A 17,905-nucleotide genomic window follows, 5' to 3' on the forward strand; every position below is an offset into this window, starting at 1 on the left:
GCCCGCCCGGCCGTTGCGCGCTGCCTTGCTCACCGTTGTCCCTTCCGTCCCGCGTGACGCGGCGCCGGGCGGGTATGCGGCGGAGGTGTACGACAAGGACCATCCCACGCGTACGGCGCGCATGTCCGCGATCAGGTCGCTCGACGAGCTGGCCGGCCTCATGGCCGACCGGAAGGGTCTCTACGTCCGCTGGTCGCTGGGGCCCGAGGCCGACCTCCCCGCGGTTGCCAGCCGCGACGACCTGACCGGCGTCTGCCTGCCGGGCCTCTCCGCGAGCTCCCTGGACGTCGAGCCCTGGTGGGGCGGCCGACCGCTGCGGCTCTGGGCCGCCCGCCGGCTCTACGACTACGCCCACCTCCCGCACGTCAAGGACCCACGGGTCCGCCCTTGGCTGCTGACCGGCGAGGAGAACGGGCGCGGCCCCGACAACGAACCTCTCGTCGGCGAAGTCGAACCCGTCGGTTGGATCGACCGAGCCGTGATCGACGAGGCGACCCGGGAGATCGGCCGGCAGCGCGGCCGGTGGGGCCCGCTCGACCGCAGCCCACGGGAGGACCGCGAGCACCCCGCGTAGCCGGCCGGGCTCGTCCGGCATGCCCGGGCGCGACATGGGCACACGCCCCGCCATGACCGACACCCCTGCCCTGCGGAACCTGACCGGATCCGGCTACTGCCTGCTCCGCCCCGAGGAGACGGGCCGCCGCCTGGACGCAGACCCCGACCGGTGGGCGAAGTTCGACCGACACTGGGACGACCTCGTGCCCGACCCGTACGTCGAGACGGCCGGAGTGGTGCGCCTCCGGCGCTACGGCCACTTCGGGATGCGGCCCACAGGCGAGACGGCGGCCAGGCCCCACGAGGGCTTCCTGCAGCCCGAGGCCAGCAACCCGCTGTACCTCGACCAGGAACGCCACTTCGAGCCGCTGACCCCGGACTTCGCCGCCGACCCGCTGTTCGCGGCGGTGCTGGGGCTGCTCGCCGAGGCGGCCGGGTTGCTCGCCGACCCGCCGGAGTGGACCGTGAAGGTCCACCCCTTCAGAGTCGTCGCCGACGGCGGCCGGGCCGGCCTCCCCACGCCCGAGGGCGTGCACCGCGACGGCGTCACCCTGGTGTCCTCGCTCCTCGTGGCACGCGGCAACGCGGCCGGCGGCGAGAGCACCGTCTACGACGGCGAGGGCACGCCCGTCCTCAGCACGGTGCTGGATGAGCCGGGCACCCTGCTGCTCGGGGACGACCGGCGCACCCTGCACGGGGTGTCACCGGTCACCCCCCTCGACCCGGGGCGGCCGGCGTACCGGGACGTCCTGGTCGTCACGTTCGCGGCGCCCTGAGCCCTGCGGGCACCCCGGGGGCGCCACGGGGGCGCCAGGGGGCACGTCACATGGCCGGCCGGCGGAGCTGCCGCCGCCGAGGGGTCGTCCCCCGAGGGGGAGCTCAAGGCCGGGCCTACTCACCTTCCGTCGCTCAAGGCGGGCCTACTCACCTTCCGTGGTGCGGACCAGCCGTGCCACCGCTCCGCGCAGGCCTTCCGGGCCCGCAGCGGCGGCCCGCTGGACCGCCGCGCCCGTGGCGCCGGCGTTCGCCGGGCTTCCGGCCAGGGCGGTCAGCCGGGCGGTCACGAACGCCAGCTCACCGGCGTCCTCCAGTGGCTCCCTTACGTGCTCCAGCAGGGCCCCGACCAGGTCGCGTGCCGGGCGGAGCCGGAAGTCGCGCAGGTCGACCGCGGTCCCGGCGGTGCCGTCGCGGGCGGCGTTCCAGTACGCGGCACGAACCACCTCCGCGCCCGTCCGCGGCCCCGGATCGCCGCTCCGCACCGCCTCCGCCGCCACCCGGACCAGGCCCCGCACCAGCGCGGTCAGCGCCACCGCGTCGTCCAGTTCGGCCACCACGTCCATGCAGCGGACCTCCACCGTGGGCAGTCGCGGATTGGGCCGCACGTCCCAGAACGGCATCGCCGGGTCGAGCATCGCCCCCGCGGCCGCCACCGTCCGCGCGATGCGCTCCGCGTCGCCGAGGGAAGCGGCGTACGGGGGTGGCCCCAGACAGGGGAAACGCAGCCGGATCACCGACCGCCAGCTCGCGTAGCCGGTGTCGCCGCCCTCGTGGAACGGGGAGTTCGCGCTCAGCGCCACCAGGGTGGGCAGCCAGGGCCGCAGGTGGTTGCCGATCAGCAGCGCGGCCTCACGGTCGGGGCAGTGCACGTGCACGTGCTGCGCCGAGATGGCGAAGTCGGCGCTCATCCCCCGGAACTGCTCCCGGCCCGCCCGGTAGCGCGGGTGGTCGGCGAGGGTGTCCGGCGCGACCCGGCCGAGCACCGGGGTGCCCGAGGCGCACAACCGGGTGCCCACCGCGTGGGCCGCCTCCGTGGCGGCCCCCCGTACCGCCTCCAAGTCGGAGCGGAGCTCCGCCAGGCCGGTGCAGGGCCGGGTACGGCTCTCGATCTGGTACAGGGTGAACTCGCTGCCGATCGTCTCGCCGTGGCCCGCGGCCGCGGCCGCGGCGACCGCCCCGGCCGCGGCGGGGACGATCCACCCGGTGGCGGGATCCACCAGGAAGTACTCCTCCTCCACCCCGACGGTGGGCAGCGGCCCGTCCATGGTTCACGGCCCGGGCAACGGGGTCCGCAGGGCCGATTCGCCGGCCGTCCACCGGCTGCGGAGCAGGTCGGCGAGCCGGTCCTCAAGCAGGGCGGTCGCGGCGCAGCCGAGGGCGACGTCCGGCTCCAGGGCGGGTTCGTCGGCGAGCAGCCCGCCGATCACGTCGTGCCGTACGACCTGCTCGTGCACGGCGTCCGCCTCGACGTGCTCCGCGTAGAAGTGCTCGGCCGCCGGGCCGGCCCCGCAGCGGCGCATCGCCCGGGCCAGGCGCCGCGAGCCGGGGGACGAGGTGGTCTCCACGTACGCGAAGTGGCCGACCAGCCGGCCGCGCATGGCCCGGTGCAGCCCGAACAGGGACATCAGGTTGACGGTGGCGAGGACCTCGGCGGGGGCGCACTCCAGGTAGCGCCCGTACGACGGGTCCAGGCCGAGGTCCACCATGAGCTCGGCGAACAGCCGGGCGTGGACGCGTTCGGCCCGGCCCGCGCCGAACTCGTCGTACTCGACGGCGACCATCGCGGCCTTCGCCCGGCCCGTGAGCCGGGGGATCACCCACAGGTGCGGGTCGGCCTCCTTCAGGTGGTACAGCGAACGCAGCGCCGCGTACTCGCGGAGCTGCCACAGCTCGCCCTCGGTCTCCAGGAAGTGGCTCAGGCTTCCGGAGAGGTCGACGGGCTCCTCCAGCAGCGGGCCGAAGGCCTCGTCGACGGTGGTGGGCACGCCGGCGAGCTCCTCGCGGAGGGCCGACGTCATACGGGCCTCCAGGCGGCCGCGCAGCGCCAGCAGCAGCGGGTCCCACTCGCGTTCGTCGGGCACGCCGTCGAAGCCGCGGTAGTGCAGCTCGTACAGGACGTACAGCGCGAGCTGCAGGTCCTCGCCCCACGGGTCGGCGGCTCCGGCCAGCCGGACGAACCCGGCGGGGTCGGGGCCGGCCTCCGGGCCGGGGTCACGGAGCGCGGCGAGCACCGCCTCGGACAGCGGGCCGCGGGGCGCGGGCAGCGGCGGGCCCGGCGGCAGCGGGCCGGGGGCGCCGGCGGCGGGGCGGTCCGTGGCGGGGCGGTCCGTGGCGGGGCGGTCCATGGCGGGGAGGCCCGTGACGGAGGCGGGCGAGCTCATCGGGTGGGCTCCTCACTCGGGCGGGGGCCGGGGGCGGGGGTCGGGGTGCTGTGTTGCGGGTCGGGGGCGCGGCCGGCGGGGTCGCGGCGGCGCGGGCGGTGGCTGGTGTCGCACCACGGCGGGGTGCGGGTCCTGCGGCAGGTGCACAGGGCGACGACGAAGCGGTCCGAGGTGGCGGTGGTGCCGTCCTCCAGGAGGACTTCCACGGGTCCTTCCACGAGCATCGGCCCGCCGGCCTCCAGGCGCATCCTGCGGGGGCGGCGGCCGCCGGTCGCGCCGGTTGCGTCGGTCGTGCCGGTGGCGTCGGTGGCGTCGGTCGTGCCGGTGGCGTCGGTGGCGTCGGTGACGTCGGGGGTGTCAGGCGTTGTGGGCACGGATCACCACCAGTTCCTCCCACTGCTCGCCGGGCGCGGCGAACCCCCGCTCCTGCAGCCAGGCGCGGCGCGAACGCAGGACCGGGCCCCAGGCGACGCGGTGCCGGGCGGTCACCGTGGCCGTGAGGCCGTTCCGGCCGAGGAGGTCGAGGGTGCGGTCACTGCCGCACATCCCGGAATGGACGAGCAGAAGGACGCCGCCGGGGCGCAGCAGGGCGGGGGCCGCCTGGCAGATGCGGTCGATGACGGCGCGGCCGTCGTGGCCGGCGTCCCACGCCCGGGCCTGCCCGCGGGCGGGCGGCCTCGCGTCGGGCGAGGGGACGTACGGGGGGTTGGCGAGCACCAGGTCGTAGCGGCGGCCGGCGCTGCGGGTGGCGAAGTCGCCGTGCAGCACGTTCAGCGGGACGCGGCGGCGCCAGGCGTTCAGCCGGGCGGCCAGGACGGCCGGCCAGGCGGCGTCGACGGCGGTCACGCGCGCGCCGGCCTCGGCGGCCCGCAGGGCGACCGCGCCGGAGCCGGTGCCTATCTCCAGCACCTCCCGGCCCGGGCCGACGCGCTCGTCGTCGAGGGCGGCCTCCAGCAGACGGGTGTCCTCCTGGGGCCGGTAGACCCCGGGCAGGCAGATCAGACGCCCGTCACCGCCCCGCGCCGCCCGCGAGCCGGCCAAACCGACCGCGTTCATATTGCCTCCTCTGGCTCGGTCGTTTCGCTGCGGCTACCCAAGCGCGGGGGACTCATCCGTCACGGCCGCGATTCCGTGTGCCGGGGGCCAGTCCTAGCGGCGGCCGCTCCGCGCCCCACCAGCCCGAGCGGCGTTTGAGCGGGCTCGGCGGGGGCTTGGCCAGGGCACGTGGGGCGCTGCCCCACACCCCGCGCCTCAATCGCCGGCGAGGCTGGTGGTGCCGGGGCCCGCCGGATGCCCTCGGGGGAGTGGCCCGCCTTCGCTCCCCAGCCGGGGCGTACCCCCGAAGCCCGAGCGGCGTTTGAGCGGGCCCGGCGGAGGCTCCGCCCGGCCGCGGGGTGCCGCTCCACGCCCCGCGCCTCAATCGCCGGCGAGGCTGGTGGTGCCGGGGCCCGCCGGATGCCCTCGGGGGAGTGGCCCGCCTTCGCTCCCGAGCCGGGGCGTACCCCCGAAGCCGGAGCGGCGTTTGAGCGGGCCCGGCGAGGGCGCCGCCCGGGGACGGAGGGCGCCGGCCCGGCGGCCAGGCTGGAGCGGGGCACCGCAGCCCGGGCACAGCCAAGCGGGCCCGCCGGGGTACGCCGGAGGGGCGCGCGGGGGCCGGAGGCCGGGGGCTGCGGGCAGGGGTGTCCGGGACTGCATGATTTACGGCGCCCGCGAGGGGCTTGGCGGTGGGGCGGGGGTCGCGCCGCAAATCACGCTTCACGTCCCGGACACCCCAGCCCTCCGCCCCCGTCCCCCGGCGGGCGGCACGGCCGTCAGGGCAGCCCCAGCCGAAGCGCCGGAACGGAGCCGCCCGCGGAGTCCGCGGCGAACACGTGCACGGTGACGGTCGGCCCCGCCTCCCCGACGGGGTGCATCCGGTGGTACAGCGTCTCGCCGAAGCAGAAGCCGTTCCCCGCGCCGACCTCGTCGACGTGCGGCGGATCGCCGAGGCGGGCCCGCTCGTGCACGAGCGCCCCGCGCGCGACGAACACCGCGCCGCGGATCCGCTCGTGGTCGAGGAACGCGGTGCCCGGCGGCATCCGGTCCCAGGCGATCGCCCACACGCCGAGCCGCCCGTCCCGCAGCAGCCGGACCCAGCTGCCCTCGCCCTCGGGCTCCGCCAGCCGGGCCCGCCACCGCGGGTAGTCGCCGCCGACCTCGTAGGCGACCTCCAGGAGTTCCTCGGGCTCCGGAAGGAGCCCGGAGGAGGGCAGACCGGCTGGTTCCGTTCTCATGCCATCCACCGCCTCACAGGACCGCGCGCCCGCCCCCGCCAGGGGGTTTCCATGCCTCCGGCCGACCGGGAAGGTCGCATGTGACAGGGGATCAGTCCCACGGGACCCGGGTCAGCGCGTCCGCAGCAGGCGGGTGGTGAGGGACGGTTCCGCCAGGTTCCCCCGGAGGGCCACCGGGACCGACCTCGCGTCCGGCCCGGAGCCCACGGTCAGCGTGCCGACCTCGGTGCCCGCGGCGGCTTCCCGCGGCAGGCCGCCCTGCCGCGGCCGGAGCTCCAGGGCGATCCGCTGGCCGGGCAGTGAGACGACCTCGCAGTCGCGGACGGCCACGACCTCGACCCGTGCGCCGAGCCCGTCGGTGACGTGTCCGACGACCTGCCCCTTGCGGACCACGGGCGCCGATGTCATCCCTTCGCGGACCGCTTCGATGATCTTCTTGCTGTTCGTCTTCACCAGGGCGAGGCTGTTCAGCGCGTCCGGGTCCGGCGGCGGCGCGTGCTGGTCCATCAACGCGCCGACGACCAGCGTGGGTTCGCCGTCCCCGACGCTCTTGTACGTCGCCCACAGCAGCGCCCCGCCGGCCGCCGAACTCGAACCCGTCTTGATGCCCCGGATGCTGAGGCCGGCCAGCAGCAGGTCGTCGTTGTTGTTGTTGATCGGCTGGGGCAGCCCCGGGATGGTCGCGTTCGGCATGGCGACGATGGCGCGGAACGCCTCGGACCGCATCACCGCCTCCCCCAGCTTCAACTGGTCGGCCGCGGTGCTCACGGTCTTGGCGTCCAGCCCGCTGGGGTCGGTGTAGACGGTGTCCGCCATGCCGAGTTCACGGGCGGCCTCGTTCATCTTCGCGACGAAGGCGGCCTCGTCGGTGGTGCCGGTGTCCCAACGGGCGAGGAGCCGGGCGACGTTGTTGCCCGACGGGATCATGAGCATCTTCAGCATGTCCTGGAGGGTGAACTCCTGGCCGGTGCGCAGGCCCGTGATGCGTGACTCGCTCTCGGAGGTGCCGTCGGCCACCGCCTTCGCGTCCACGCGGATGCGGGGGCCGGGCTCGTTCTTCTTGAGCGGGTGGCCCTTGAGGATGACGTAGGCGGTCATCACCTTGGCGACGCTGGCGGTCGGTACCGGCTTCTGGCCGCCGAACGTTGCGGCGTCGCCGGAGCCGACGATGCGGACGGCGCCTTGGCCCTTGTCCGGCCAGGGGAAGGAGAGCGTGCCGGCCACGGTGTGGGTGGGGTCGGTGCCGGACAGGGCGACGGGGGGCAGCGGACGGAGCAGTTGCGCGGTTGCGCCCAGGCCGAGGAGCGCGAGGAGGGGAAGGGTCCAGATCTTCAGGCGCCGGGCCGCCGTGCGCCGAAGGGTCGGCGGCGGGGGAGGGGTGTTGGTCAGCTGGGCGAGTAGGTCCAGTGGTGCCGGTGCGGCCGGTGCGGCCGGTGGAGTCAGTGGTGCCGGCTGTTCTGCGGTGATCTGGTCCGTTGCCCCTGCCGACGGTCCGGGTACCGCTGTGGGTGTGGGTGTGGGTGTGGGTGTGGGTGTGGGTGCCGGTGCCGGTGCGGGTGCGGGTTCCGGTTCGGCGTCGGGTCGGGGGGCCGGCTCAGGGGTGCGTGCCGATTCGGTTGTGGTGGTCGCCCACTTGGGTGTGCGGGTGGGGGCGGGCGCGGGCTCGGTTTCGGGGGTGGGGGCGGGTTCCGGGTTGGTGTCCGGCTTGGGTGCGGGGGTGGGTTCCGGCTCGGATTCCGGGGCGGTCTCCGGTTCGGGTTCCGGGTTGTTCTCCGGCTCGGGTGCCGGTTCGGGTTCCGGGTCGGTCTTCCGCTCGGGTACCGGGGTGGGTGCCGGGGTCGGGTCCGGGGCGGTCTCCGGGTCTGGTGCGGGGGTCGGGTCCGGGGCGGGGTGGGGGATCGCGCCGGTGTCGTCGGTGGGCTGCCCCGGTGTCGTGGTCATGTTCGCTCTGCTCGTTCCGTGTCCGTTGCCGTCGACGGTGCAGAGCGGTTCCGGCGGGCGGGGGTTTCGCGTGGTCTGGTTCTGTGACTGTTCGGTCATACACCGGGGCGGGTACCTGGGCGGATGGGCGGATCCGGGCCCGATGGGGTGATCGGCCGGAAATCGGGTGTACGCGTAGGTGCCCCCAGCATCTAATGGGGGTATCCGAGCACGACGAGGTGTTCTCATGACCGAAGCCGTCGCCTTTCCCGGCAGCCGCAGCTGTCCCTACCACCCGCCCGCCGCCTACCAGCGCTTCCGGGACGAACGCCCGCTCACCCGGACCACCCTCTTCGACGGCCGGTCCGTCTGGATGGTGTCCGGGCACGCCGAGGCCAGGGCCCTGCTCGCCGACCCGCGCCTGTCCACCGACGTCGAGAACGAGGCGTTCCCGATTCCCACCGCCCTGTTCCGGGACGTACCGCGCCGCCGTACGCCCCTGCTCGGCGTGGACGACCCCGAGCACAACGTGCAGCGCCGCATGCTCATCCCCAGCTTCACCGTCAAGCGGGCCACCGCCATGCGACCGCGGATCCAGGCGATCGTCGACGGGCTCATCGACGACATGGTCGCGCGCGGCGACCGCGCCGAACTCGTCGGCGCCTTCGCCCTGCCCGTGCCGTCCCGCGTCATCTGCGAGCTGCTCGGCGTTCCCTATGACGACCACGAGTACTTCGAGGGGTTGTCCAGGCGGCTGCTGCGCGGGCCGCGGGCCGATGACGTGCTGGAGGCCCGTGAGCGGTTGGTCGCCTACCTGCGGGAGCTGATCGAGGCCGGGCGCGGGAAGCCCGGACTGCTCGCCGAGCTGGCCGGCGACGGCCGGCCGGACGTCGACGAGATCGCGGAGCTCGGCCTGATCCTGCTGGTCGCCGGGCACGAGACCACCGCCAACATGATCTCCCTCGGTGTGTTCACGCTGCTCCGGCACCCCGAGCAGCTGGCCCAGCTGCGCGCCGACCCGGCGCTGCTGCCCGCCGCCGTCGAGGAGCTGATGCGCTTCCTGTCGATCGCCGACGGCATGCTCCGGGTCGCCGTGGACGACATCGAGGTGGCCGGCACCGTCATCCGCAAGGACGACGGCGTCGTCTTCCCCACCTCGGTCATCAACCGCGACGACACCGTCTACGCGCACCCCGACACCCTCGACTGGCACCGTTCCGCCCGCCACCACGTGGCGTTCGGCTTCGGCATCCACCAGTGCCTGGGGCAGAACCTGGCCCGCGCCGAGCTGGAGATCGCCCTCGGCACGCTGCTGCGCCGGCTTCCCGGACTGCGTCTCGACGCGCCGCCCGAGGAGATCCCGTTCAAACCGGGCGACACCATCCAGGGCATGATCGAGCTGCCGGTCGCGTGGTGAGTGCCGTGGACGCGGTCCGCATCGCGATCGACCGGAGCCGGTGCATCGGCTCCGGGCAGTGCGTGCGGACCGACCCGGACGTCTTCACCCAGGACGACGAGGGGCTGAGCACGCTGCTCCCCGGCGCCGCGTCCCGGGCCGACCCGGAGCTGGCGAGGGAGGCGGCGCGGACCTGTCCGGTGGCCGCCATCGCGGTCCGCGCGGTCCCGAAGCTCTGAAGTTGCTCAAGCGGTGTCCGGGCCGCCGCCGCGCGGGGGCCTCATGCTCGCACGCGGAGGGAGCAGGAGGTGGGGACCGCTGTGGAGATCTTCCTGATGATCGTCTTCGGTGTCGTCGTGGTGGGTGTCGGGGTACTGACGGACCGGCAGGCGTCGCGCCGCCGCAAGCGGGGTTCCTGGAGCGGCGGGTCCTCCTGCGGCGGCGGGTCCGGTTGTGGAGGGGGGTCCTCGTGCGGTGGCGGGGGCGGCGGTGACTGAACCGCCGCCGGAAGCGGCCGGGGCGCTGCGGGCCGAGGTGCGGGCACTGGCCGACCCTTCCCGCGCCGGACGGCAGCGCGCCTACCTGCGCAGCGGGCTGCACCACCTCGGGGTGACCGTTCCGGAGCTGCGGGGCTGCGTCACCCGTATCCGGCGCACGCTGGGTGCCCGGCCCGCGCCCGAGGTCCTCGCCCTCGCCGCGGACCTGTGGGCCGCGCCCGGGCCGGGCGGCGGCCCCGTGTACGAGTACCGCTGGGCGGCCGTCGAACTGCTGGTGCAGTACGCGCGGGCACTGGACGCGACCGCGCTCGGGCCGGTGGAGGGACTCCTGCGGGAGTGCCGGACCTGGGCGCTGGTGGACCCGCTGGCCGTCCACTGCGCCGGCGCGGTCGCCCTGCGCGACCCGGCCGCCGGCCCCGTGCTGGACCGGTGGTGCGCCGATCCCGACTTCTGGCTCCGCCGCTCGGCCCTCCTGGCCCTGCTGCCGGGGATCCGCGCCGGCCGGCCCGACACCGGCCGGCTCACCCGGTACGCGGACGCGCTCGTCGGCGAACGTGAGTTCTTCGTCCGCAAGGCGCTCGGCTGGGTGCTGCGCGAGACCTCCGTCCGCGACCCGCGGTTCGTCACCGACTGGCTGGACCGGCACGGCAGCCGCGTCGCCCCCCTCACCCGCCGGGAGGCCGTTCGGCGCCTCGACACCCGATGAGGTTGGGTGGGGGCATGGACGCGGAACCTGTGGTCGTCGTGATGGGCGTGTCGGGGACGGGCAAGACCACGGTCGGCCGGCTCCTCGCCGAAGGCCTCGGAGTCCCCTACGCGGAGGGGGACGACTTCCACCCGGCGCGGAACGTGGAGAGGATGTCCGCCGGCATCCCGCTGGACGACGCCGACCGGTGGCCCTGGCTGGACGCCGTCGGTGCGTGGGCCCGCGAGCGGGCCGGCCGCGGCGGGGTGGTGGCCGCGTCCGCGCTGAAACGGGCCTACCGGGACCGGCTGCGGGCCGCCGCGCCCGGGGCGGTGTTCGTCCACCTGACCGGCGACCGGGACCTCGTCGCCCGCCGCATGGCCGCGCGCACCGGGCACTTCATGCCGGTCACGCTGCTGGACTCCCAGTACGCCGCCCTGGAACCGCTGCGACCGGACGAGCGGGGGTTCGCCGTGCCCGTCGACGGGAGCCCCGCGGAGACCGCACGGCGGGCCCTGGACGGGCTGCACGCCCTGGCGGAGGAGGGATCCGGCGGGGCGCCGCCGGCGTGAGAGGCTGGTGCCATGAGCATCGAGGTCCGCCCGGCATCCGTGTTCGAGGACGTCCGTGCCGTGCTCGGGCCGAAGTCCCCCGGCGCCACCGTGTGCTGGTGCCTGAGCTACCGGATCCCGTCCGGGGTCAACAACGGGCTCCGGGGGCCCGAGCGGGGCGAGTTCGTCGCGGAGCTGTGCCGCGCCGGGACGCCTCCGGGCGTGCTCGCCTACGAGGACGGGGAGCCGGCCGGCTGGGCCGCGGTCGCGCCCCGCTCGGACACCTCGTTCGCCCGCAGCCGCACGATCCCGCACGTCGACGACCTGCCGGTCTGGTCCCTGTGGTGCGTCCGCGTCCGCCCCGGGCACCGCAAGAAGGGCGTCTCGCACGCCCTCATCGCGGGCGCCGTCGACTTCGCCCGCTCCCACGGCGCGCCCGTCGTCGAGGCGTACCCGCTGGACAACCGCGGAGCCCGGGTCGACCTGACGATGGCCTACGCGGGACTCCGCGCCAACTTCGAACGCGCCGGGTTCGTGCACGTCGCGGACACCACCTCGGTGCTCGCCGGGCACCCCCGCGTACTGATGCGGCTCGACCTGCGCTGACCCCGCCGGCCCCCGGGGAAACGGGGGCCGGGGAGGCCGGGCGGCCGGGTGGGTCAGAACCAGGTGAGGGTGAGGGGGAAGGTGGCGCTCGCGCTCGCTCCGGTGGAGTCGGTGGCGGTGGCGGTGATCTGGACCGTTCCGACGGCCCAGGGTTTGCCGGTGACGCGTCCGGTGGCGGGGTCGAGGGTCAGGCCCCAGGGCAGTCCGGTGGCGGTGTAACGGACGGGAGGTTTGCCGCCGGTGGCGGTGATCTGGACGGTGCAGCTCTGGTTGAACTTGCAGGTGGCGCCGGCGGGGACGACGACCTTCAGGTCGCCCGACGGCGGCGGCTCCTCACCGCCGGACCCGAACACCTCCGAGATCGGGACGGCGGTCGCGGCGTTCCCGGCGTGCCCGGTGCCGAACAGGTCCTCCATGGTGCGCAGCAGGTTGTAGTGGTTGTAGGCGGTGGCGTACCGGCCCGGCTTGACGTCCGCGCCGTAGAACACCGTGGCGATCTGGTTGGAGCCGAGGAAGTTGTCCTCGTCCCAGGTCACCACCAGCAGGCTCCGGTTGGCCTTCGCCCACTGCGCGTAGGCGTCCAGGTTGTTCTTCAGCCAGGTGTCGCCGGTGCTCACCGGGCAGGAGTGCATGTCGTTGCACTGGTTCGGGACCACGAACGACAGGTGCGGCAGCGCGCCGAAGTCGTTCTTCGGGAACTGCGCCCAGGTCTTGCCGGTGTTCAGCGGCAGGTTCTTGAACGCGAACCACGGGTTGTGCTTCTGCGCGTACTGGCCGCTGGTGCACACCGTGGAGCCCTCGGAGGGGAGGTCCTCGTTGTAGGTGGCGAAGGTCTTGCCCGCGGCGATCAGTTCCTGGCCGAGGTTGGGCGCGGTCATGGACTGCGGGGCGTAGCAGCCGTCGCCGGTGATCCCCTGCGTGGAGCCGGAGAACAGGTTGAAGTAGTTGGGCTGGCTGGGGTGGGTGAGCGCCTTCATGCCGGTCAGGCTGGCGCCGCCGGCCGCGAGCTGGTTGACGTACGGGGCGTTGGCGCTGCCGATGATCTCCCCGTACTGCTTGTTCTCGAAGACCACGACGACGACGTGGTCGTAGGCGGGCAGGGCCGCGGCGGTGGAGGACGCGGCGGCGGAGGGCAGGGCTTGTGACGCCTCGGAGGCGGTCAGGGTGGCGGCGGTGATCAGGCCGAGGGCGGCGAGGATCCCGCCGACCGTCCTCGTCCGCCTGGAGCGGGGGGAACTCATGGCTGTCTTCCCTTCTGCATGGCCGGTGTTCCTTCCTGTTCCGGTACGGGTTCAGTTCTCGCGCCGGGCCGCGCCGGCCACGGCGACGTTCAGGAACCGCGGTACGGGCCGCCGCCGGGCGTGGAACTCCCCGGCGACCGCGGCGCGTACGGCGGTCCCGCGTTCCCGCGGCAGCAGCATCAGCACGCTGTGCGGGGTCCGTTCGCCCGGCGGCCACGCGCTGAGCGCCCCCGCCCGCCGGGCGCAGTCCACGGCCGCCCGCAGGTGGGCGGCCCGGTCCAGCGGGCCGCCGCGGGCGGCCATCAGCACCAGCCGCGTGCCGGTGGCGGCCGGGTCGAACGGGACGTGGCGGGGGCGGCCGCCGCCGAGCAGCAGCGCGCTCCCCGGCCAGGCGTACAGCACCGCGCTGCGCAGCGCCTCGTCGCCGGGCGGCGCCACCGTACGCAGGACCTCGGCGAGGCGCTCCCGGGACGGCGGCTCCCCGCCGGCGGCGTGCGCGTCGGCCACCGCGAGCGCCACGGCGCAGTCGGCGGGCTCGGTCAGGGAGAGGCCGGAGGACGCGGTGAGCGTGCCGTGCACGTGCAGGTCGGTGCCGGAACGCCCGTGTCCGGCGCCGGCCAGGGCCCGCAGCACGGCGTACGGCCGTTCCGCCCACGGGGGCACGTCCGCCGGCCGGGCCCCGGCCAGCGGCAGGGTGCAGCTCTGCGCGGGGTGGGCCAGGGAGCTGAGCCGCACCAGTCCGTCCGCGCGGGGGGCGGCCGCCGCCGCCACCGGCCAGCCGGCCGCCGCCACCAGGCCGGGGGAGCCCAGGTGGAAGGCGTGCGGGGCGCTCCAGACCGCGGCCGGAGGGCGGCCGTGGGCGGTCTCCAGGGCGTACGCCACCAGCCGGAACAGCGGATCGGCGGTGGCCCGCCGGGCCAGTGCGGACGGGTCGGGGAGGGGCAGTGGTGCCGGGTGGGGGGACGGGCCGGTGGTGGCGGGCAGGGGTGTCACGGCCGGGGCCCTCCGTCCTTCCGGGGCTGCCGTGGCCTCCGTGGCCTCCGTGGCCGCCGGGACGGCAGGTCCCGTGCGTCCGGCCGTGCGGTCCGGTGCGGCCGGTCCGGGCCGTCCGGTTCCCTGCGGGCCAGAAGACGGTAGGCGTTGCCGCCGTCGGTGGCGCGGGCCGCCGCGGTGCGCAGCACGTCCAGGGCCGCCGCCACCGGGAAGCAGGGCAGCGCCGCGGCCCGTACCGCCTGCCGGACCGCGCGTACGGCCGGGCCCGTCGCGGCGGCCCACGGGCTGTCGGGGTCGGGGGCGAGCCGGTTGACGGTCAGGACGAGCGCCCCCACGAAGTCGTTGTGCTGGTGGGCCGGGCCGTGCTCCTCCGCCAGCACCGTGAAGCCGCACTCGGCCAGCGCCTCCCGCAGGTTGGCGGCCGGGACCAGGTGCTGGTGCTGGGGCTGGAACCACGGCAGCCAGTGCGGGCCCAGCAGCCGTGCCGTCCGCGACTGCGGGTCGGGCAGTTCCACCAGCAGGTGACCGCCCGGCACCAGCACCTCGGCGGCCGCCCTGAGCTCGGCGCGCGGATCACGTGTGTGCTCCAGGTAGTGGTACATGCTGACCGCGTCGTACTGTCCGGCCAGCTTCGCAGCCAGCTCCGGGAACTGCCCCCGGTAGCCGGCCCGCACCCAGCCCCGCCGCTCCGCCTCCTCCACCCCGTCGCCCATGTCGAGCCCGTCGAACCGGGTCTCCGGCCACACGTCGCGGGCGGCCGCGCAGAAGTGGCCGTGGCCCGTGCCGACGTCCAGCCAGGAGGACGGCGTGGCGTGGGGGGCGAGCATCGCGGCGCGGGCCCGGTAGTGCCCGCCGAGCCGCCCGAACACCGCCCCGGCCCCCTCGCCGCCGCGCCCGTCGTAGAAGTCGCGGTAGTAGAAGTCCAGGCCGGCCGGGGTCAGCCGGGGGTTCTGGAAGACGTGCCCACAGGCCTCGCACTCCTCCAGGACGAACCGGCCGGGCTTGCCCTGGAGCAGGTCCGGCACCCGTACCCGTACGCGCAGGCCGCCCGCCCCGCACCAGGGGCAGTCGGCCCGGCGCGGCTCGAAGAACCGGTCGGTGCCGGCGGCGAGTTCCGCCGCGTACCAGGCCGCGCGGACGGCGTCCGGTCCGGCCGAACGCCGCGCCGCGGCCACGGCGCGCGCCGCCACGGCCGTACGCAGCGCCCCGTGCAGGGAGCGCACGGGCCGGGCGGCCGTCGCCCGGCCCAGTCCGGCCGGCCGCAGCGGCCCGCCGGGGCCGAGCACCAGCCAGGGCTGCGCCCAGTACAGCGCGGCGGCGGCCAGGCCCCAGCGGCCGTGCCGGACCGCGCCGGCCGCCAGCAGCGCCAGGCCGGCCAGCCGGGCGGCGGCCAGCGGGCCCGGCGGCAGGCCCTGGGCGTACAGCTCCTCCAGCCCGCCGTCCGCGCCGGGGCCGGGCGCGGGCGCGCGCAGGCCGGGGGCGACGGCCAGGTCGGTGGTGCCGGCGGCGTACTCCTTCAGACGGCGGGTCAGTCCCAGGAGTTCCGGGGCCCCGCGGCGGCCGTCGGGGTCGATCCCGGCCCGGGCCAGGACCTCGGCGGTGGCCAGCAACGCCGTTCCCGCCCCCCTCCCGCAGGCCAGCCGGTCCCGGCGGTAGGCCGCGGGGTCCAGCAGGCGCAGCAGCCCCAGCGCCCGCTCCGCGTCGAGGTCCTCCGGCAGCAGCTCCAGCACCTCCAGGCCCTCGCGTTCCGCGTGGGCGCGGGCGGCCCGCAGCACGTCCGGGCCGGCGAGCACCCCCTCGGCGGCGACCAGCCGGTACCGGCCGGAGTCCTCCGCGGGCCCGCCGGCCGGCGGGGCGGGCAGCACCGCCAGCGCGTGCAGCCTGCGGCGGGCCCGTGCCGTACCGGCGGCCAGGGCGAGGAACGCGGCGCCGGACACCCAGCGGCCGTGCGGGACGGGGGTCATGTCAGCTTCTCCAACCGGTCGGCCGCGGCGGCGGCACCACCCGCCGCGGCGAAGGAGGTCTGGATCCGCCGAGCCGCGCGGCGGTACCGGGGATCGTCGAGCACCGAGGCGAGCGCCCCGGTCAGGTCCTCGGCGCGGACCCGGCCGAACCGCAGCCGCACCCCGGCACCGGCTGCGGCCACCTGCCGGGCGACGATGGGCTGGTCGTCCCGGATCGGGGCGACGACCAGCGGCAGCCCGTGGGCGAGCGCCTCGCAGACCGTGTTGTGGCCGCCGTGACTGACGACGGCGTCGAGGTGCGGCAGCAGGTCGAGCTGGGGCACGGTGTCCCGGAGCACGACGTGCTCCGGGACCGGTCCGGTCAGCGCGGCCGGCGCGGCCAGCACCAGCTGGACGTCGTCCGCGAGCCGGTCGGCGGCCTCCAGGACCCGGGCGTAGAACCTGCTGCCCGCCTCCTGGTTGAGGGTGCCCAGGGAGACCAGCACCCGCCGGCGGTCCGGGTCCAGCCGGGACCAGGGGAACTCGCCGCCCGGCGGCCGGGACCCCAGGGCCGGCCCGACGAACGCGAAGTGCGCCGGGAACTCCTCGTCGGCGCCCACGAGTTGGGGGGTGGAGAACACGAGCACCAGCCGGTCGGAGAACCGCGGGTCGAAGCCCCGGCCACCCGGAACCTGGTCCGGCGGCCCGTACTCCGCGACCAGGGCGGCGACCTGGTCCGCCACCCACTCGCCGACCTTCGGGAAGTCGGCGAACGGCCGGGTGAACTCGGCGGAGGTGGTGGCGGAGGTGACCCAGGGCACGCCGAGCCGCCGGGCCGCCAGCGGCCCCGCCAGCGCCTGCTGGTCGGCGACCACGACGTCGGGCCGGTAGGCCCGTACGGCCCGCTCCACCCCCGGAACCATGGCCCGGGCCAGCGGCAGCAGCGCCTGGCTCCACAGGAACCGCAGGGCCGCGACGCCCCGCAGGTCCCGCCAGCGGCCGTGCAGCGCCTCGTAGCCGCCCGCGACCGGGGACGGGCCGGGCCCGGCCGCCCGCGCGGCCGCTTCCGCCGCTTCCGCCGCTTCCGCCGCCGAACCGGAGGGGAACAGCCGGGCGTGCGCGGGCAGCAGACCGGCGAGCACCTCGGGCGGCCCGGTCCATGCGGTGTCGTGCCCCCGGGCGGCCAGTTCGGCGGCCACGGCGAGGGTCGGGTTGACGTGTCCCGCCAGCGGCGGTACCGCGAACAGGAACCTCACCGGACCGGCACCCCCTCACGGGCGGTGCGGCCGGCCACTGCCGCCAGGTGGGCGAGCACCGACTCCCGCAGCACCCCGCTGCTCTCCTTGAGCACGTCGTGGCCGAGGCCGGGCAGGATCCGCAGGGTGCACTCGGGCGCGTACCGGGCCAGCTCCCGGGCGCCCGGCACGAGTTCCGAGTGCTCCCCGCACACGACCAGCACCGGGCAGCGCAGCCGCGCGTAGTCCGCCGGGCCGAAGGCACGGCCCGAGGCGATGTCGTCGATCAGGGAGGTGTGGTTGAGCAGCGAGTCGGCGATGGCGGTCAGCCGGGCCGCCTTCCGCAGCCGCAGGGAGGACAGCTCGGCGGGCACCGGGCTGTCCTCCAGACTGAGCGCGGCCACCGACAGCGTGTCCACCATGTTCTCCACCCACGGTCCGCTCGACGGTGGTTCCAGCAGGGTCAGTCCGGCGACCAGGCCGGGCCTGGCCAGAGCCGTGTGCAGGGCGAGCGTGGCGCCGTAGCTGTTGCCGACCAGGTGCACCGGCCGCCCCGCGAGGCCCAGGGCGCGGAGCAGCCCCACGAGGTCGGCCACGGCGGTCCGGCTGTCGTACCCGGTCCGCGGGCGCTCGCTCATGCCGTGGCCGCGCAGGTCGTGCAGGACGACCTCGTGGCCGGCCCGGGCGGCGGGGACCGCGAGCGGGCAGTAGAAGCTGGACAGGTTGTCGACGACCAGCCCGTGGAGGAAGACCACGGCCGGTCCGGGGGGCTCCCCGCCCGTGTCGGGGACGGGCAGCCGCTGGACGTGGAAGCGCAGCGAGTCGACGAGGACCTCGGCCATCGCGGGCGCC

The 17,905-nt window shown here is 75.8% G+C and carries 19 protein-coding genes; 8 read left to right on the forward strand and 11 right to left on the reverse strand.

Annotated elements, in window-relative coordinates:
* Positions 1 to 121: 121 nt before the first annotated feature.
* Positions 122 to 574 (forward strand): DUF6098 family protein, encoded by a 453-nt coding sequence (locus ACFY61_RS23920; protein WP_389474951.1) that lies wholly within the window; start codon positions 122 to 124, stop codon positions 572 to 574.
* Between the two features lie 52 nt (positions 575 to 626).
* Complete coding sequence (locus ACFY61_RS23925) at positions 627 to 1,331, forward strand: 2OG-Fe dioxygenase family protein (RefSeq protein ID WP_389474865.1); 705 nt, start codon at positions 627 to 629, stop codon at positions 1,329 to 1,331.
* A 144-nt stretch (positions 1,332 to 1,475) separates the two neighbouring features.
* Here the strand turns inward: ACFY61_RS23925 and ACFY61_RS23930 are convergent, their stop codons facing one another.
* From ACFY61_RS23930 to ACFY61_RS23955, 6 genes are all read right to left on the reverse strand, one after another.
* Positions 1,476 to 2,597, reverse strand: coding sequence for a glutamate--cysteine ligase (locus ACFY61_RS23930; protein WP_389474866.1), 1,122 nt, complete (start codon positions 2,595 to 2,597; stop codon positions 1,476 to 1,478).
* Between the two features lie 3 nt (positions 2,598 to 2,600).
* Positions 2,601 to 3,713 (reverse strand): iron-containing redox enzyme family protein, encoded by a 1,113-nt coding sequence (locus tag ACFY61_RS23935; protein ID WP_389474867.1) that lies wholly within the window; start codon positions 3,711 to 3,713, stop codon positions 2,601 to 2,603.
* Positions 3,710 to 4,087 (reverse strand): CDGSH iron-sulfur domain-containing protein, encoded by a 378-nt coding sequence (locus tag ACFY61_RS23940; protein WP_389474868.1) that lies wholly within the window; start codon positions 4,085 to 4,087, stop codon positions 3,710 to 3,712. Before ACFY61_RS23940 ends, ACFY61_RS23935 begins: the two co-directional genes overlap by 4 nt.
* On the reverse strand, positions 4,071 to 4,769 hold the full coding sequence (locus tag ACFY61_RS23945; protein WP_389474869.1) for a HemK2/MTQ2 family protein methyltransferase: 699 nt from the start codon (positions 4,767 to 4,769) through the stop codon (positions 4,071 to 4,073). Before ACFY61_RS23945 ends, ACFY61_RS23940 begins: the two co-directional genes overlap by 17 nt.
* 755 nt (positions 4,770 to 5,524) lie before the next feature.
* Positions 5,525 to 5,986 carry a hypothetical protein gene (locus tag ACFY61_RS23950; protein ID WP_389474870.1) on the reverse strand — a complete coding sequence of 154 codons (462 nt, stop codon included), beginning with the start codon at positions 5,984 to 5,986 and terminating at the stop codon, positions 5,525 to 5,527.
* 111 nt (positions 5,987 to 6,097) lie between these two features.
* Complete coding sequence (locus tag ACFY61_RS23955) at positions 6,098 to 7,927, reverse strand: serine hydrolase (protein ID WP_389474871.1); 1,830 nt, start codon at positions 7,925 to 7,927, stop codon at positions 6,098 to 6,100.
* A 226-nt stretch (positions 7,928 to 8,153) separates the two neighbouring features.
* On the opposite strand from ACFY61_RS23955, the gene ACFY61_RS23960 reads away from it, so the two are divergent.
* The 6 genes from ACFY61_RS23960 (at position 8,154) to ACFY61_RS23985 (ending at position 11,641) form a co-directional block, all read left to right on the forward strand.
* Positions 8,154 to 9,323: a cytochrome P450 gene (locus ACFY61_RS23960; RefSeq protein WP_389474872.1), complete on the forward strand. Its 1,170-nt coding sequence runs from the start codon at positions 8,154 to 8,156 to the stop codon at positions 9,321 to 9,323.
* 5 nt (positions 9,324 to 9,328) lie between these two features.
* Complete coding sequence (locus ACFY61_RS23965; protein ID WP_389474873.1) at positions 9,329 to 9,541, forward strand: ferredoxin; 213 nt, start codon at positions 9,329 to 9,331, stop codon at positions 9,539 to 9,541.
* Positions 9,542 to 9,610: 69 nt separating this feature from the next.
* Positions 9,611 to 9,799, forward strand: coding sequence for a hypothetical protein (locus ACFY61_RS23970; protein WP_389474874.1), 189 nt, complete (start codon positions 9,611 to 9,613; stop codon positions 9,797 to 9,799).
* On the forward strand, positions 9,792 to 10,505 hold the full coding sequence (locus tag ACFY61_RS23975; RefSeq protein WP_389474875.1) for a DNA alkylation repair protein: 714 nt from the start codon (positions 9,792 to 9,794) through the stop codon (positions 10,503 to 10,505). The genes ACFY61_RS23970 and ACFY61_RS23975 overlap by 8 nt, the downstream gene beginning before the upstream one ends.
* 14 nt (positions 10,506 to 10,519) lie before the next feature.
* Positions 10,520 to 11,056 (forward strand): gluconokinase, encoded by a 537-nt coding sequence (locus ACFY61_RS23980; protein WP_389474877.1) that lies wholly within the window; start codon positions 10,520 to 10,522, stop codon positions 11,054 to 11,056.
* Between the two features lie 12 nt (positions 11,057 to 11,068).
* Entirely contained in the window at positions 11,069 to 11,641 is a 573-nt protein-coding gene (locus ACFY61_RS23985; protein ID WP_389474879.1) for a GNAT family N-acetyltransferase, read from the forward strand.
* 53 nt (positions 11,642 to 11,694) lie between these two features.
* On the opposite strand, the gene ACFY61_RS23990 is transcribed toward ACFY61_RS23985, so the two are convergent.
* Genes ACFY61_RS23990 through ACFY61_RS24010 form a run of 5 tightly spaced genes read right to left on the reverse strand, consistent with a single transcriptional unit; the run spans position 11,695 to position 17,895 of the window.
* Positions 11,695 to 12,882, reverse strand: a complete 1,188-nt coding sequence (locus ACFY61_RS23990) for an alkaline phosphatase family protein (RefSeq protein ID WP_389474881.1) — start codon at positions 12,880 to 12,882, stop codon at positions 11,695 to 11,697.
* Between the two features lie 51 nt (positions 12,883 to 12,933).
* On the reverse strand, positions 12,934 to 13,875 hold the full coding sequence (locus ACFY61_RS23995) for a galactokinase (protein ID WP_389474883.1): 942 nt from the start codon (positions 13,873 to 13,875) through the stop codon (positions 12,934 to 12,936).
* Positions 13,872 to 15,839, reverse strand: a complete 1,968-nt coding sequence (locus ACFY61_RS24000; protein ID WP_389474885.1) for a class I SAM-dependent methyltransferase — start codon at positions 15,837 to 15,839, stop codon at positions 13,872 to 13,874. Before ACFY61_RS24000 ends, ACFY61_RS23995 begins: the two co-directional genes overlap by 4 nt.
* Positions 15,836 to 17,074, reverse strand: coding sequence for a glycosyltransferase (locus tag ACFY61_RS24005; RefSeq protein ID WP_389474887.1), 1,239 nt, complete (start codon positions 17,072 to 17,074; stop codon positions 15,836 to 15,838). Before ACFY61_RS24005 ends, ACFY61_RS24000 begins: the two co-directional genes overlap by 4 nt.
* Positions 17,071 to 17,895 carry an alpha/beta fold hydrolase gene (locus tag ACFY61_RS24010; protein ID WP_389474889.1) on the reverse strand — a complete coding sequence of 275 codons (825 nt, stop codon included), beginning with the start codon at positions 17,893 to 17,895 and terminating at the stop codon, positions 17,071 to 17,073. The genes ACFY61_RS24005 and ACFY61_RS24010 overlap by 4 nt, the downstream gene beginning before the upstream one ends.
* Positions 17,896 to 17,905 lie beyond the last annotated feature (10 nt).

The organism is Streptomyces sp. NPDC012888 (assembly GCF_042900645.1).
Classification (GTDB): Bacteria; Actinomycetota; Actinomycetes; order Streptomycetales; family Streptomycetaceae; genus Streptomyces.

Coding starts and splice junctions, on each gene's coding strand:
- ACFY61_RS23985 (WP_389474879.1), top strand. CDS start 11,069: ATGAGCATCGAGGTCCGCCCGGCATCCGTGTTCGAGGACGTCCGTGCC.
- ACFY61_RS24010 (WP_389474889.1), bottom strand. CDS start 17,895: ATGGCCGAGGTCCTCGTCGACTCGCTGCGCTTCCACGTCCAGCGGCTG.
- ACFY61_RS23935 (WP_389474867.1), bottom strand. CDS start 3,713: ATGAGCTCGCCCGCCTCCGTCACGGGCCTCCCCGCCATGGACCGCCCC.
- ACFY61_RS24000 (WP_389474885.1), bottom strand. CDS start 15,839: ATGACCCCCGTCCCGCACGGCCGCTGGGTGTCCGGCGCCGCGTTCCTC.
- ACFY61_RS23980 (WP_389474877.1), top strand. CDS start 10,520: ATGGACGCGGAACCTGTGGTCGTCGTGATGGGCGTGTCGGGGACGGGC.
- ACFY61_RS23960 (WP_389474872.1), top strand. CDS start 8,154: ATGACCGAAGCCGTCGCCTTTCCCGGCAGCCGCAGCTGTCCCTACCAC.
- ACFY61_RS23990 (WP_389474881.1), bottom strand. CDS start 12,882: ATGAGTTCCCCCCGCTCCAGGCGGACGAGGACGGTCGGCGGGATCCTC.
- ACFY61_RS23955 (WP_389474871.1), bottom strand. CDS start 7,927: ATGACCACGACACCGGGGCAGCCCACCGACGACACCGGCGCGATCCCC.
- ACFY61_RS23950 (WP_389474870.1), bottom strand. CDS start 5,986: ATGAGAACGGAACCAGCCGGTCTGCCCTCCTCCGGGCTCCTTCCGGAG.
- ACFY61_RS23925 (WP_389474865.1), top strand. CDS start 627: ATGACCGACACCCCTGCCCTGCGGAACCTGACCGGATCCGGCTACTGC.
- ACFY61_RS23945 (WP_389474869.1), bottom strand. CDS start 4,769: ATGAACGCGGTCGGTTTGGCCGGCTCGCGGGCGGCGCGGGGCGGTGAC.
- ACFY61_RS23920 (WP_389474951.1), top strand. CDS start 122: ATGTCCGCGATCAGGTCGCTCGACGAGCTGGCCGGCCTCATGGCCGAC.
- ACFY61_RS23930 (WP_389474866.1), bottom strand. CDS start 2,597: ATGGACGGGCCGCTGCCCACCGTCGGGGTGGAGGAGGAGTACTTCCTG.